We start from the raw sequence: 14,604 nt of genomic DNA on the forward strand, positions 1-14,604 counted from the left end.
GGCACGATACCGATGTCAGTCTCTGTCCGACCAACGGAACACCACGAGGCAGCCGATGAGGCCCACGACGCTCCATGCCGTCAGCACCAGGAAGATCCGCCCGTGTTCCCAGCTGCCGGCTGGTTCGAAGGCCACCATCTCCGGCGGCAGCAGCACCGACCGGAAACCCTGCGCGATCCACTTGACCGGGAACACCGAACCGACGATCAGCATCCACGTCGGCAGGACTATCAGCGGCACATAGGTCCCCGACAGGAACTGCAGACCCACCGCGGGACCGTTGGTGATGACGGCGGCCGATACCGCGTTGCCGGCGACGTTGCTGATGAAGATGCCCAGCAGGGAACAGCTGACGATGCCCAGGATGAAGACCCACGTCAGCGTGAACCATTCGTAGGCATCCGCGGGCATCCGCAGCCCGAAGACGAACACCCCGACCAGCAGCAGAATCACGGCCTCGGCGAGGCTGACGATGCCGACCAACATGATCTTGCCGAGAAAGTACGCCGATGCGGGGGTCGGCGTTCCGCGCAGTCGTCGCAGAGCACCGGTGTCGCGGTCGACCGCGATGCTGATACCCAGGTTGATGAACGATGTCGACAAGATCCCGTAGGCGAGCATGCTCGCCGCGATCACGGTGCCGGTGCTGACCTCGCTGCCGGGCAGTTCTGCGCTGAAGATCGAACCCAGCAGCAGGGTGATCACCGCTGGCATGGAGAACGTCAGCGCGACCTGTTCGGGCCGGCGGTAGAACATCTTCAGTTCGGGGAGGACCCGCGAGAACCCGATGTGCACAGCAGACGGGACCGCGGTGCTGGAATCGTCGGCCCGGTGGCGCGGCTCTGAGTCTTTGGCGGTGTGTGCGACCGACATCACGCCAGTCCGATCAGATGCAGGTATGCGTCTTCCAGCGTTGGCCGCGTGACGGTCAGGTGAGCCAGTTCAGTGCCGTCCGCGCTTCGCTGTCTGATTAGTTCGGTGGGGAATTCGGTTTGCTCCACCCGGATCTCGTCACCCTCCATCCACTGAACCGTGGCGGCTGAGTCCACGTGCGCGGTCAGCCGTGCCGGTGAGTCCACAGCCACCACCCGGCCGTTTGCGATGACCGCCACCCGGTCTGCCAGCGCAGCGGCTTCCTCCAGGTAGTGGGTGGTCAGCAGGATGGTCGTCCCGTCAGCGGCCAGAAGCCTGATCAAGTCCCAGAATTGGCGTCTGGCCTCGGGGTCGAACCCGGTCGTCGGTTCGTCCAGGAACAGCAGCTCGGGCATGCCGATGATGCCGAGAGCGACATCGAGCCGGCGGCGCTGGCCGCCGGAGAGCGTCCGCACCCTGGAATCCGCAACGGAGGCGAGCCCGACGAGCTCGAGCACTTCCCCGGTAACCCGGGCGGTGCCGTAACAGCTGGTGAACATCTGCAGGGTTTCGTGAACCGTGAGCATTCCGGCGTCGCTGACCTCCTGCAGGACGATTCCGATTCGGGCACGCCAGCTTCGGCCCGCGGTTCCGGGATCCTCACCCAGCACCAGCACCTGTCCGGAGTCGCGTTTCCGGTTGCCTTCGAGGATCTCGATGGTCGTCGTCTTACCTGCCCCGTTCGGGCCGAGAATCGCGAAGATCTCGCCGTAGCTCACGTCGAGATCCAGATCCCGCACCGCTGGCGAGGACCCGTAAGTCTTCGAGAGTCCTCGCGCCTGTACCGCAGGTGTCACGGGTGCGTGCCCCCCGTCTCCTGTTCGGCGGTCTCTGCCTCGAGCTCGGCCAGCAGCTCTCGCAGCTCGGCATCCGACAGTTTGTCGAGCAGCCGTTCCACGTCTTGACCGTCGTCGGGTTGCGCGGGGGTGGCCTCGTCATCGGCCGCAGGGGCGTCACCGTGAACCGAATGCAGTTCGGCGAGTATCCGATCCGACAGTGAGTTGACGCTGACGCCCCTGAGGATCTCGAGCACCGGGAGGTCTATCGAGAACAGCGAGTTGATCCGCACCCGGAAATCCATCGCCATCATGGAATCGAGGCCGATGTCGTCGAGCATGTCGCCGGGCTCGATGTCGGTGACGGCACAGTCGAAGACAGCGGCAACCACTCGTCTGACATGATCTGCGACCACGGCCGGCCGGTCGGCTATTGGTGTAGCCGCCAGAAGGTCCAGTAGCGACGAGTCGGAATCGACGCCGTCAGAAGGTGTTTCAGTCGTCCCGAGTTCGGAGAACATCATCGGTAGCCGCCCGCCCATTCCGGCGTGACGGGCCCGACTCCAGTCGGCGGTGATGGCGACGGCGTTCGGCACCTTCTGGTTGATCAGCCGGTCGAGGATCTTCGCCCCCACGGCGGGAGTGATCAGCTCGATACCTCGCTGTGCGTAGATCTTCTCCAGCTTCAGGTCCTCGACCATCCCCACCGACCACGGACCCCACCCGATGGTGAGTGCAGGCAGGCCCTGCGACTGCCGCAAGTGCGCGAAGGCGTCGAGAAAAGCGTTGGCAGCGGCGTAGTTTCCTTGGCCGGGTGCTGCGATGGTCGACCCGACAGAACCGAACATGACAAAGAAGTCCAGGCGGTGATCTCTGAATGTATGGTGCAGCGCCCGGGTTCCGGCAACCTTGGGAGCCATCACCTTGGTGAAGTCGTCTTCGCTCATGTTGACCAAAAGCTGGTCGGCGACCGAGCCCGCAGTGTGGATGATTCCCCGGACGGGTCGGCCGCCGTCCCGGGTGTGCTCGCTCAGCCACGCACTCAACTGGTCGACGTCGGCGACATCGACGCTGGCGGTGCTGATGTGCACACCGCGGCGTTCGACGGCGCGGATGGCGGCGACGGTCGCGAAGTGGGGGTCGTCCTCGGTGAGCGTCGGCCATCGGTCCCTCGACGGGATGGTGCTGCGGCTCAGCAATGTGATGTGGCGTGCTCCGTGGTCGGCCAGGTAGCTGGTGACGACGCGGCCGAGTGCGCCTGTGCCACCGGTGACGACATAGGTCGCGTCCGGGGTGAGCTTGGTGGGGAACGGCCGGGTCAGGCTGCTGCACGGCCGGAGGCGCGGAACAAACGTGGTATCGCCGCGGATCGCGATCTGGTCTTCGGCTCCGTCACCGAGGAGGTGTTCACAGATCCGGGTGGCGGTGTGAGTGGGGTCGTTGCGGGTGTCGATGTCGATCAGTCCACCCCAGTGTTCGGCGAACTCCTGGTGGCCGATCACTCGACCGAGGCCCCAGATGGCAGCCTGATCCGGATCGAGCAGGTGCGTTCCGGGCGCCGGCTGGGCATTGGCGGTCACCAGATGAAGGCGGGAGGTGCCGGTGCTGCGCTCTGCGAGGGCCTTGACGAGGCGGACGACGCCGAAGACACCGAGCTGGTGTTGCGCGTCGTGCGACGGCGCGGCCATGTCGAGTGGCCGGCAGTCGACGACGGCTGACAGGTCACCGACGGTGCCCAGGTGCGCGTCGAGCAGCCGGTCGAGCTGATCGGGCTCTCGAGGGTTGTTCAGGCGAGCGCCGTCGACGACGGTGAGCGTCTCGACGGGGTGGTGTCCCACCGTGTGGACGCGGTGGCCTCGTGCCCGCAGCTCCGCCGCGACCGCCGTGCCGACACCGGACCCGTCGACCAAGACGAGCCAGGAGGGTGCGCTCTCCTGCTCGGTTGGTGCGGCTGCGTCGTCGCTGTCGGGCATGTCGACCCACTGGACTTCGTAGAGCCCCTTGTCGATTCGGTCCGGCGACATACGGGAGGATTCGCGCAGCGACCGCACCGCGAAGCCGTCGAACACGGCGAGCAGGTTCCCGTCACGGTCGGTGATCGTGATGTCGCTCTCGACCATCTCCTTGGTCGCCGACACGACATGAACCGAAACCGTCATGTGGTCCTGGGGCGAACCGTAGACGGCACAGTGCCGGATCCGCGTCGGCAGATATGGGTCGTCGTTATCCTCCTGCCCGGAAAACGGTGCGCCGAAGAGTGTTTGAAAAGCCCCGTCGATCAGGGCGGGGTGGAAGCGGTACTCGTGGAGCTCTTCGGCGATCGGTGCCGGCACGACGAGATCGGCGACGGCCCAGTCCTCGCCGGCCGTCACGTTCCGGACCGTTTGGAAGGCCTCCCCGTAGTCGAAACCGATGGTCCGGGTGAGGGCGTAGAAGTCCTCCCTGCCGAGCGAGGTGACCTGCTCGGCTTGTTCAGCCGGGTGGTCACGGCTGGGTGGGGCCGGAAGGGTGTTGAGTTCCGCAGTCGCCGTGATCGTCCACTTGAGGTCACCGTCGGCGGTGGCGCTGAACGCGGCGAACTCCAGTGTGCCGTCGTCCTGGTTGAGGGTGGTCCGCAGGATGGGATCACAGGTGTCGTCGAGGATGACGGCACGGTGCAGCACCAGGTTGTCCACGCTGTGGTTCGACCCGTAGGTTTCCCGGGCTGCCGCCAGGGCCATTTCGATGTACACCGAACCGGGCACGACAACGCTGCCCTGCACCCGGTGATCGGCCAGAAAAGTGTTGAGGACAGTGCTGATCTCGGCCTCCCACGTGGGGTGGACGCCGTTCACCGACTGCCCCAGAAGCGGATGCACCGCGTCGTAGAACAGCGCCTCCGTCGCTTCGTCGGTCTCGTTCCAGAAGCGCTTGGTCTGCCAGGGATAGCTGGGCAGTTTCAGGAGGCGCCCCGTGCCCCGGGGGTACACGGCGTCCCAGGCGACGTCGTGGCCGTGGCAGTGCAGCGCGCCGACACAGCTCAACAAGGTGCGGCTGTCATCCTCGTCGCGGCGCTGGGTCGGCGTCACCGAGACCCGCTGTTTGCCCGCGGTCTCGAAGATCGACGCAGCGAGCACCGGGTGGGGTCCGAGCTCGACGAAGTGGGTGTGTCCGTCATCCAGCATCCGGCGGATCGCCGGCTCGAAGAGGACGGTGGCGCGGGTGTTCTGCCACCAGTAGGCGGCGCCGTCGTCGTATTCGTCCAGCTGTTCGCCCGTGACGGTCGAATACAACGGAATCGCGGCCGCCTTCGACGACAGTCCCTCGAACGCGCTCACCAGATCCTTCTTCACCGCCTCCATGTAATGGGTGTGGTAAGGCACCTTCCCCGACAGATACCGGTTGAAGATCCCGGCACTGTCCAGCTGCCGGGCGATATCGTCGAGGACATCGCGGTCACCGGCGACGGTTACTGCTGACGGGCTGTTGACGGCGGCCACCGAAACCCGCCGCCCGAATTCGCCCAGCGCCTCGGTGTCGATCACGTGCATCAGCGAATCGGCGTCGACACCGACCGCGAGCATGCGGCCCAGCCCACTGGTTCGTTGCTGAAGCCGGCTTCGGTGGTAGACCACGTGGACCGCCTGCTCGAACGTCAGCAGCCCGGCGAGATGGTGCGCCGCCACCTCGCCGGCACTGTGACCGATCACGGCGTCCGGGGTGATCCCGAAATGCGCGAGCTGCTCGGCGAGCGCGATCTGTATCGCGAAGTTGGCGGGTTGGGCGATCTCCGTTTCCGCCATCCGAGAGGCGGTCTCGTCGCGCCGGAGTTCGTCGATCAGAGACCAGTCGGTGTAGCGGGACAGCTCCTTGTCACTTCGCAGGATGCTGTCGGTGAAGGCGGGGAACACGTCGAGCAACCCGCGGCACATCCGCCACCCTTGAGGTCCCATCCCGGTACAGACGAATGCGAGCGGGGACGTACTGGAGTCCGCTCGGCCGGTGGAGACCTGTCCGCCCTCGGCGAGAGCTCGAAGTTGTTCCTGCACTTCGCTGATGCTGTCGGCGATCAGGATGTTGCGATGGCTCAGGTGCGTGCGTCGCTGGCCGAGCGTGTAGCCGAGATCCGACAGCGTGACGGCGGGGTGGGTGTCCAGGTGCTCGGCCAACCGGCCGGCGGTCGCGACCAGCGCCTCCTCGCTGCGTGCCGAGATCGGCACGACAGCCAGCGGCGGCGCAGCGGAACCGTCTGGAGCGCCGGGGATGACCGAGGCCGGCGGTTCGGCGAGCACCACATGGGCGTTGGTGCCTCCGAATCCGAACGAGTTGACTCCCGCAACACGTCGCTCGCAGTCGGGGAACGGCCGACCTGAACCGGGAACGTCGATCTTCAGTTCCGCGAGCGAGACGTGACGGGTGGGGCTGCGCAGGTGCAGATTCGCCGGGATGTAGCCGTGTTTGAGGACCAACGCCGCCTTGATCAGTCCCGCCACGCCGGCGCCGGCCTCGAGATGACCGATGTTGGTCTTGACAGATCCGATCAGAAGCGGGCTGGATCCCGGCCGGTCCGATGTCAGCGCATTCGCCAGTGCCCTCATCTCGATGGGGTCACCGACAGGCGTTCCGGTGCCGTGCGCTTCGACGTACCCGACCTCGGCGGGCCCGACGCCCGCTCGCCGCAGAGCGGTTCTGATCGCGGCTTCTTGGGCTTCCTCGCTGGGCACGGTGATGCCGTCGGTGTGGCCGTCCTGCGATACCGCGGTGCCCAGGATCTGGGCGTAGATCTCGTCACCGTCGTCGAGCGCGCGCTGCAGCGGTTTGATGATGACTATCGCGCCGCCTTCGCCTCGCGCGTAGCCGTCCGCGGAGTCGTCGAAGGCTTTCGAGCGTCCCTCGGGGCTCAGGAACCCGCTCTTCGATTCGGCGATCGCAGTGTTGGGGCCGGCCATGATGTTCACCCCGCCGGCCAAAGCTAAATGGCTTTCGCCGTTCCAGATACTCTGTGCTGCAAGGTGTACCGCGACGAGCGAGCTGGAACACGCCGTGTCGATCGACATGCTGGGTCCGCGCAGGTCGAACGCGTAGGAAAGCCGGTTCGCGAGCATCGTCATCATCATCCCGGTGGCGGAATGGGACTTGAACCGGTAACGACTGGTGCGGCCTTGGTTCTGCAGCAGCTGGTAGTCCAGCGTGAAGCCTCCGACGAAAACCCCGACATCGGTGCCGGCCACGGTATCGGCGGGGATCCCCGCGTCCTCCAGCGCCTCCCAGGTGGCCTGCAACAGGAGACGCTGCTGCGGGTCGAGTGAGTGCGCCTCCCGCGGGGACATCCCGAAGAACTGTGGATCGAATTGATCTATCTCGCTGAGGAATCCACCTCGGCGGGTGACCATCTTGCCGATCTTCGCCGGATTGGGATCGTGGTACCGCGCGGCGTTCCAGCGTGTCTCCGGGACGACGCGGGTGGCATCGGTTTCGCTGCGCAGCAACTCCCAGAAGCCCGCCGCGGAGTCCCCGCCGCCGGGGAAGCGGCAGCCGATGCCGACGATCGCCAACGGCTCGTGGGTGTGGTCTTCAGCAGGCATGTTCATCCTCTGGCCTCGCGGCCGCGCAGAACTCGTCTCAAAGCGGCGGTCAACTCGACTGCAACGCCGGTGCGGCCGTGACGATCCAGCCGTCGCTGACAGGGTTGGTCGGCTGTTCGCGGCGGTAGATCGCTCGCAGCTCACGCAGCAGCGAATCCCGCTGCCAGGCCTGCACCTGCCGCATCACGTCGTCGTCTCCGAACATCGACGACTTCTCCGCCAGGACGGTCTCGACGAGCTGGCCTGCGAGCTGGTGCAGTAGCCGGGCGTTGGTATCGAATCGCTCGGCGAAGTTCGGTGCCGGTTCAACCATCGCTTCGTGCAGCGACACCATGAAGTTCAGCGGGGCGTACAGATCCAGGAAGGGGACCGAGGAGGTGCTGCGCTCCACGTCGGCCCATTCTCGGAAGAACCGTTGGACCCGATTGCTCAGGGCGATCAGCCCTTCCAGCTGCGGCACGAAGTCGGGGTCGTCGGCGACCCGCACGAACCGATCGTTCATGTAGAGCAGGCCGACGAACCCCCAGTAGAAGGCGATATCCCAGACGACCTTGGCCGACATGACGTTCGGCGTGCCCATCAGCGGGTACTGATCCTGATAGATCGCCAGCCACATGTCGGTCAGCGACCGGAAGAGGGAATCGCTGATTCCAGCCCGTGCGACCACGTCCTGCCCGTCGAGTTCTCGGGTGATCATGTCGGTGATCAAGCCGTTGCCGATCGCAACCAGATCCAGCCCCGACGAATACAGCGGGTCGAGGAACACGCCTGCGTCACCGGTCAGGCACCAGCGGTCAGGGGCGTCGAAGATCTTCGTCACGCCGTGGCTGTATTTCTTCATGACGCGGAAGTCGCGGATCAGCTCGTCGTTCGCTGCCAGGACCGCCGCGCACTGCGGTTCGTGCTCACGAAGCCATGCCATGGCTTTGGGCAGCGTGTTGAAGTCGTCGAACGCATGGAACGCCGGGTCGGCCACGATGCCGACGCTGGTGGCGCCGGAGGCCAGTCGGATCAGCCAGACCCAGTAGCCCTCACCCATCAGATGATTCGTCGACATTGCTCGGTCACCCTCGACGAGGCGATTGTGGAACGCCGGGTCCTCACTCCACCGATTGACGTCGATTTCCGTCGCGACACGCAACCACACGGCATTGCAGTGGTGCTCGTTGCTGTGCTTGAGGTCGAGTTGACGGGGCAGCACCCGATTCCGTCCCGATGCGTCGACCACCCACCGTGCCGTTGTCTCGCTGAATGTCTCGCCGCTTTGGAAAGCAATCCGGTGCGGTTCATTTCCGGCGCCGAATTGCACCGACCGCACTCGACCGCACCCGATGTCGACGCCCTTCGAAATGCACCGGCGATGTAATTCGTTTTCCAGCCGGCCCCGATCGATCTGATAAGTGACCAGCGGGACGAACGTGGAACCGCCGAGTTCCATTCGCTGGGAAATATCGGTGTTTCCGTTGTGTGAGAAAAACATCCGCAGACCCATCTTACGAATGTGTGACGTGCTCAGGTGGTCGGCCAGACCGAGACGATCCCGCAGGTAATGCGCGGACACTTCGACGGTGGACTCCCCGACCGTATGGGTGACTTCGGGCACCGGATAGGCGATAGGTTCGATGATCTGAACACGGGTTCCGGGTCGCTGACCGAGTATCTCCAATGCGAGGGTGAGCGCCGCGACGCCGCCACCCACGATGGCGACATCGTGTTCGGTCGCGGGAGCGTCGGGTTCCAGCAGTTGGCTCCGGATTCTCCGCGCCAACGCTTGTCGCGTTTCTGCATCCAAGTGCGAAAGCTGCGCTCGTCTGTCCACGCGTTTCCCCTTCTCGAGATGGGCTGAAGGAGTGTCCCAGCGTGCGCAACGTTACACGCGGTAAGGCCCCTGCCAGCGACGAAAGGCAGCAATCTCCGGGTCGGGGATGGCGATGGATGCGGGCTCACAACCAGTTATTCGATGCCCGGATTCGCCGGTATGCGAATTCGAAAACCGGTGATGCCATAAGCGTGGTCACAATGGCCACGAAAACCAGAATGGTGAACAGCGTCGGGGTGATGATGCCCGCTTCCAGTCCGATATTCAGCAATATGAGTTCGATCAATCCGCGGGCATTCATCAATGAGCCCAGCGCGACGGACTCGCGTAGCGGCACCTTGCTGAGACGGGCGGCCACTGCGCACGCAATTCCTTTTCCCGCGATGGCGACGGCGAGCACGCCGAACGTCACCGCCCACAGCGACGGCGTGTTCACCAGACCGATCTGTGTGTTGAGCCCCGAGTAGACGAAGAACAACGGCAGCAGGAACGTGGTGGTGAGTGGCTCCAGAATGCCGGTGAGCCGGTCGGCGAAGAATCCGGACGGCATCGCCACACCCAGGATGAACGCGCCGAATATCGCGTAGATGCCGATGGTGTCGGTGAACCAGGCGCATGCCATGAGCAGGATCAGGACCGTGCTCAACACCGGCGTGGTGATCGTCTGTCGTTCCTCCGAGATTCGGCCGAGCACGCGTAGGGACTTCCGCCCGACCGTCAGGAGCACCACGCTGTAGAGAACTCCGCCGACGATCGCGATGACGGCGAGGACGGGACTGCCCCCGTGGACGGCCAGCACAACGGCCAGGATGCACCAGGAAATGGCGTCAGAGGTGGCACCGCAGGCCAATGCGAGCGTCCCCAAAGTCGTTCCGGAAAGCCCCTTTTCAAAGATGATCCGGGCGAGCATCGGAAACGCAGTGATGGCGATCGCCGCGCCGAGGAACATCATCGCCATGCCGAGGGTGACGTCGGCGCCGAAGAAACCGCCACCGCCGAGCAGCGGTATGGCGACCAGCGCTCCGAGGATCAACGGAACGACCGTTCCCGCAGCGGAGACCGCCACCGCGGTGCCGGCGCGCTGCCTGACGTGGTTGGCGTCGAAGTTCAGCCCGATGATGAACATGTAGAGCACCAGGCCGATCTGTGCCGTGGTGTAGAGCACGGTGTTCGCCGTACCCGACGGGAACAACGCGTCCTGGATTCCGGGGGCGAACCTGCCGAGCAACGACGGGCCGAGAACGACGCCGGCGATCATCTCCCCGACTACCTGCGGTTGCCCGAGGCGCNGCGCGACCAGGCCGGCGAGCCGGCACGCCGCGAGGATGACGGTCAGTTGCAGAAAGAAGTGGATCGCGGTGTCGGCAGGCATCGGTGGGACCTCACTTCTCGCGAAGCAATTGGTCGAAGACCACCGTGGCCCGGAAGCCGCACAGCACCAGGATATGCAGGACGAACAGCCACAGCGCCAAGGCGGTGACGGCGCCGATGATCGGTAGCCCCCCGAACGGTGCCGACCACGGGATCGGGATCGCCAGGAACAGCACGAACCCCTGCAGAAAACCCGCCACGACGGCGCCCGTGCTGAAAGCACCGGGCACCAGCGCCCGCCACCCGATTCGACCCGGTCCGATGACTCCGAACACCCCGAGCAGAGCCGTCGAGACGGTGAGCCAGACGATGTGGAACGCGACCACCACGCCCCACACCAGCGACCATCCGCCGCGCACGAAAAGTGGACCGATGTACGGCGCCGACATCAGCACCGCCAGGACCAGAAACGGCGCCACCGCGGCGACGACGAGCAGGCCTGCCCGCCCCCGCCATCCGGTGAGTGTGTCACGCTCTGAGGACATTTGGACGAACGCGCGCCGCAGCCCTTCGCCGTGGAGGCTCGCGGGGAACAGCACGACCAAGGCCTGCACCCACGACATCGACAACGCCACCGATGTCAGGGTTCGCAGTGCGGTGGGGGTGCCGTGCCCGTCGGGCAGACCTTCGATCGCGGAGTCCATCGCGGCGGTGACGGTGTCGTGTCCGGCCAGCGCGCCCACCGCCCACAGCGACGCCAGCGCCAGCGGCACCAGACCGATGACGCCGAAGTACGTCGCACCGGCAGCCCACAACGCAAGGTCACTGCCGGGGAACGTCTTTCGCACCCCCGACGCGAACTCACGGAACCTGCTCACCGGATCTCCCCTACACGCGGGTGGTTGCGCTGGCAGGCTGAGGTCATGACGTCGGACAACTCCGAGCAGCGCGGCGCAGACGACTCGGCCTGGTCAGAGCTGCACGGTGGCGTTCGGCCGTCGCCGGTGGTCCGGGGCTGGTTGCGGATGGTGCGCGCGCTCGCAGCCGGTCCGGTCACCCGCATCCCCCCGGATGTCCTGTCCGCAGCCGGTGTACTCACCCTGGTGACGGCCTGGGCCGCGGTCGCCGGTCCCGGCTGGCCCCTGCTGGTGGTGCCGCTGGTGCTCGCCGCGGGCGTGCTCGACGGGCTGGACGGTGCGGTCGCGTTGCGCACCGGACGAGCCCGTCCACTCGGGGCGGTGGTGGACTCGGTCGCCGACCGCATCGGAGATCTGCTGCTGGGGGCGATTCTGTACGCCCTGGGCGCCCCGCCGGCAGCAGTGCTGGCGGCGGTCACGCTGGTGCTGCTGCTGGAGTACCTCCGTGCGCGGGCACAGGCGGTGGGCATGCCCGGCGTCGGTGCCGTCACCGTCGCCGAGCGTCCGACACGGCTGATCGTCGTCGCGCTGGCAGCCGGTGGGACCGCGGTGTTCCCGGCCGGCGTGCCCCCGACGGGGTGGAACTGGGCAGCTGTCTTCACGAGCGCGTGGATCGTCGTCGGAGTAGTCGGAATGGCGCAGTTGCTCCGCGGCGTCCGTCGGTCGATGCCGCCGACGTTTCGCCGGGACCGATGAGATCAGCGACGATCTCGGCCGACATCAGGACCAGCGGGATGCCACCGCCGGGATGCGCCGAACCCCCGACCAGGAACAGACCGGGCAGCGGGCTGCGATTGGCGGGGCGGCGCAGCGCCGCCCTGGGCCCGTGTGAGGCGGTGCCGTAGATGGCCCCGCCCGGAGCGCCGGCGCGGCGTTCCAGGTCAGCCGGTGTGATCAGCTCGGTGAACCGGATGCGTGATCGGACGTCGGCCCCGCGGTTGGCCAGCACTCCCAGCACATGATCGGCGTAGCGCTCGCGCAGCCCGGGGGCGTCCCAGTCGACACCGTGGCCGGGGTCGTGTGCCGGTGCATTGACCAGCACGAACCATCCTTCCGAGTCCTCGTCCGGGCGCAGCGCCGGGTCGTCAGGTGCGTGCACGTACACGGTCGGGTCGAAGACCGGGCGCGGCTGCTCGCCGAAGATCGAGTCGAACTCCGCGTCGTAGTCGCCCGGGAAGTACACCCGATGGGCTGGGCCCGGTACCCGCCCCGACAGACCGAGGAGGATGGCGAACCCGGCCATCGAACGGGGCCGGCGGCGCAGCCGTCGCACCGACCGGGCGCTTCCGGACGGCAGCAGCTGCCCGTAGAGCGCGCCGGCGTCGGCGTTGCTGACGACCACGTCGGCCGAGAGCTCCCGCCCGCCGGCGCGCACCCCGCTCGCCCGGCCGCCCGATACCAGCACGGCGTCGACCCTGGTGTCCGTTCGGATCTCGACGCCGAGTTCACGACACCGGGTCGCGAGGGCGTCGACGATGCACCGCAGCCCGCCGGGTACGTACCACGCGCCGAACTCCTGCTCGACGAACGACGACACCGCGAGCACTGCCGGCGTGCGGCGCGGGTCGGATCCCGAATACGTCGCGTAGCGGTTGAGCCACATCCGCAGCCGAGGGTCCGGCAGTGCCCGGCGTCCGAGACCGTCGATGGTCCGCCACGGCGCCACCGCCTTGAGGTCTGCCGGACGGGTGCTCATCCGAGCCAACGCCCCCAGCGAAACCGGTTGCCGTAGAACGGGGTCACCGACGAGGTCCCACAGCCGGCGGGACTCTTCGTGCAGACGTCGCCACGACTCGCCCGCCCCGCGCCCCAGGGCCTCGTCGATCGCCGCCGGCACTCCCGCCGGATCGTGCGGCAGCGTCATCTCGGTGCCGTCGGCGAAGCGGTAGGCGCAGGCCGGGTCGACTCGTGACAGCGCCAGGTCAGCCGGGCCCCCCGTGTCGGTGAACAGGTCGGTCAGCACGTCGGGCATGGTCAACAGCGACGGTCCGGTGTCGAACGCGAAGCCGTCGCGCTCGACGATGCCGAGCTTGCCCCCCACCGCCGGCGCTGCCTCCAGCACCGTCACCTGGTGACCGAGCGCAGCCAGGCGGGCCGCCGCGGCGAGTCCGCCCAGCCCCGCCCCGATCACCAGAACCCCGCTCACAGTGCCCGCCCCTTCCAGCGCAACGTGCCGCGCACGCGACCGATCCACGACGATGCGAGCAGCACCAACAACGTCACGATCGACAACGGATGCGCGGCGGCATCCAGGATGGCGGTTCCTTCAGTCGGGCTGCACCACCGCCTCGCCGACACCCGTCCGGCTACGCCGGCCGCGTACCCGAGGGCTCCGGTCGGCGAGCCCGTGACCGCCGCGACGGCAGGCAGCACATAGATCACCGACAGCGCAGCACCGACGGCGACGGCGCCGGCCGGCGAGCCGAACGCCGCCCACAGCGACTTGCGGTATCCCTCGCTCAGCTCGGCTCCGGTGTCGTACATGCGACACGTCGCCAGCGCCGAACCGTCGGCGACCCCGGTGCGCCCACCTGCCGCCCGGACCGCCCGGGCCAAGCTGATGTCGTCGAGCACCTCGCCTGAGACCGCCTGCCAGCCGCCGGCACGCTCCAGCGCAGCACGGTCGACCAACATGAACTGCCCGTTGGCCACCGCCATCGACGGCCGCCCGGACCGTTCGGCGATCGCCAGCGGCAGCGTCGTGAGCCAGGACCAGGCCAGTAGCGGCTGCACCAGGCGGCCCAGCGCCCCCGAGGCAATCTGCCGTGGCCAGGCACTGACCAGTGCCAGCGCTTCGGGACCCCGCAGAAGCGACGCGGCAGCGGCGACCGCGTCCGGCGCCAACACCACGTCGGAATCGGTGAACACCAGGATCTCGCCCCGCGCCGCGGCCGTGAGCTGTGCGCAGGCGTGCGGCTTGCCCAACCACCCCGGTGGCGGTGCGGTGCCGGTCAGCACGGTCAACCTGGGGTCGCCGGCGGCGACGTCGCGCACCACGTCCGCGGTGCCGTCGCTGGAACCGTCATCGAGAATTAAGATCTCGACGTCGGCGAGGCCGCGCTGGCCCAGCAGGGACCGGACGGTGGGGCCGATGCGGTGCGCTTCGTCGCGTGCCGGTACCAGCACAGACACCGCGCGATTGACCTGCGACGGCACGGCCGGCGGACGCCGCAACATGCGCAGATTGAGCACCGCGTGGGCCGCTCCCAGGCACGAGAACGCGGATCCGGTGGCAACGACGACGCGTACGATTTTGTTCGAGCGCGCATCGGGCACCTGCAAACTCTACGCAGTTTCGCGATGCC

9 protein-coding genes are annotated in these 14,604 nt (G+C 66.9%); 1 reads left to right on the plus strand and 8 read right to left on the minus strand.

The window, feature by feature from the left end; genetic code table 11:
• Positions 1–15: 15 nt before the first annotated feature.
• The 6 genes from BEMPMBAN_RS30985 to BEMPMBAN_RS31010 all read right to left on the minus strand — a co-directional run bounded on the left by BEMPMBAN_RS30985 (position 16) and on the right by BEMPMBAN_RS31010 (position 11,260).
• Positions 16–873 carry an ABC transporter permease gene (locus tag BEMPMBAN_RS30985; RefSeq protein WP_159235299.1) on the minus strand — a complete coding sequence of 286 codons (858 nt, stop codon included), beginning with the start codon at positions 871–873 and terminating at the stop codon, positions 16–18.
• On the minus strand, positions 873–1,709 hold the full coding sequence (locus BEMPMBAN_RS30990; RefSeq protein ID WP_159235300.1) for an ABC transporter ATP-binding protein: 837 nt from the start codon (positions 1,707–1,709) through the stop codon (positions 873–875). The genes BEMPMBAN_RS30985 and BEMPMBAN_RS30990 overlap by 1 nt, the downstream gene beginning before the upstream one ends.
• The gene (locus BEMPMBAN_RS30995) at positions 1,706–7,252 is read right to left on the minus strand and encodes a type I polyketide synthase (RefSeq protein WP_200846182.1); all 5,547 of its coding nucleotides are present in this window, start codon (positions 7,250–7,252) and stop codon (positions 1,706–1,708) included. Before BEMPMBAN_RS30995 ends, BEMPMBAN_RS30990 begins: the two co-directional genes overlap by 4 nt.
• Positions 7,253–7,301: 49 nt before the next feature.
• A complete protein-coding gene (locus BEMPMBAN_RS31000; RefSeq protein ID WP_159235302.1) occupies positions 7,302–9,071 on the minus strand; it encodes an NAD(P)/FAD-dependent oxidoreductase in 1,770 nt (589 codons plus the stop codon).
• A gap of 124 nt (positions 9,072–9,195) precedes the next feature.
• Positions 9,196–10,443 (minus strand): cation:proton antiporter domain-containing protein, encoded by a 1,248-nt coding sequence (locus BEMPMBAN_RS31005; protein WP_159235303.1) that lies wholly within the window; start codon positions 10,441–10,443, stop codon positions 9,196–9,198.
• 10 nt (positions 10,444–10,453) lie between these two features.
• Positions 10,454–11,260: a YhjD/YihY/BrkB family envelope integrity protein gene (locus tag BEMPMBAN_RS31010; RefSeq protein WP_159235304.1), complete on the minus strand. Its 807-nt coding sequence runs from the start codon at positions 11,258–11,260 to the stop codon at positions 10,454–10,456.
• A gap of 45 nt (positions 11,261–11,305) precedes the next feature.
• Between BEMPMBAN_RS31010 and BEMPMBAN_RS33010 the strand changes: the two genes are divergently transcribed.
• Positions 11,306–11,995, plus strand: coding sequence for a CDP-alcohol phosphatidyltransferase family protein (locus tag BEMPMBAN_RS33010; RefSeq protein ID WP_159235305.1), 690 nt, complete (start codon positions 11,306–11,308; stop codon positions 11,993–11,995).
• On the opposite strand, the gene BEMPMBAN_RS31020 is transcribed toward BEMPMBAN_RS33010, so the two are convergent.
• On the minus strand, positions 11,898–13,445 hold the full coding sequence (locus tag BEMPMBAN_RS31020) for a phytoene desaturase family protein (RefSeq protein WP_159235306.1): 1,548 nt from the start codon (positions 13,443–13,445) through the stop codon (positions 11,898–11,900). The genes BEMPMBAN_RS33010 and BEMPMBAN_RS31020 overlap by 98 nt on opposite strands.
• On the minus strand, positions 13,442–14,575 hold the full coding sequence (locus tag BEMPMBAN_RS31025) for a glycosyltransferase family 2 protein (protein ID WP_234897791.1): 1,134 nt from the start codon (positions 14,573–14,575) through the stop codon (positions 13,442–13,444). Before BEMPMBAN_RS31025 ends, BEMPMBAN_RS31020 begins: the two co-directional genes overlap by 4 nt.
• Between the last annotated feature and the right edge of the window lie 29 nt (positions 14,576–14,604).

This window comes from Mycolicibacterium austroafricanum, from assembly GCF_902705885.1.
Classification (GTDB): domain Bacteria; phylum Actinomycetota; class Actinomycetes; order Mycobacteriales; family Mycobacteriaceae; genus Mycobacterium; species Mycobacterium vanbaalenii_A.

Excerpts from the sequence above, each read along its gene's own strand:
- BEMPMBAN_RS30985 (WP_159235299.1), bottom strand. The coding sequence starts at position 873 with ATGTCGGTCGCACACACCGCCAAAGACTCAGAGCCGCGCCACCGGGCC.
- BEMPMBAN_RS30995 (WP_200846182.1), bottom strand. The coding sequence starts at position 7,252 with ATGCCTGCTGAAGACCACACCCACGAGCCGTTGGCGATCGTCGGCATC.
- BEMPMBAN_RS33010 (WP_159235305.1), top strand. The coding sequence starts at position 11,306 with ATGACGTCGGACAACTCCGAGCAGCGCGGCGCAGACGACTCGGCCTGG.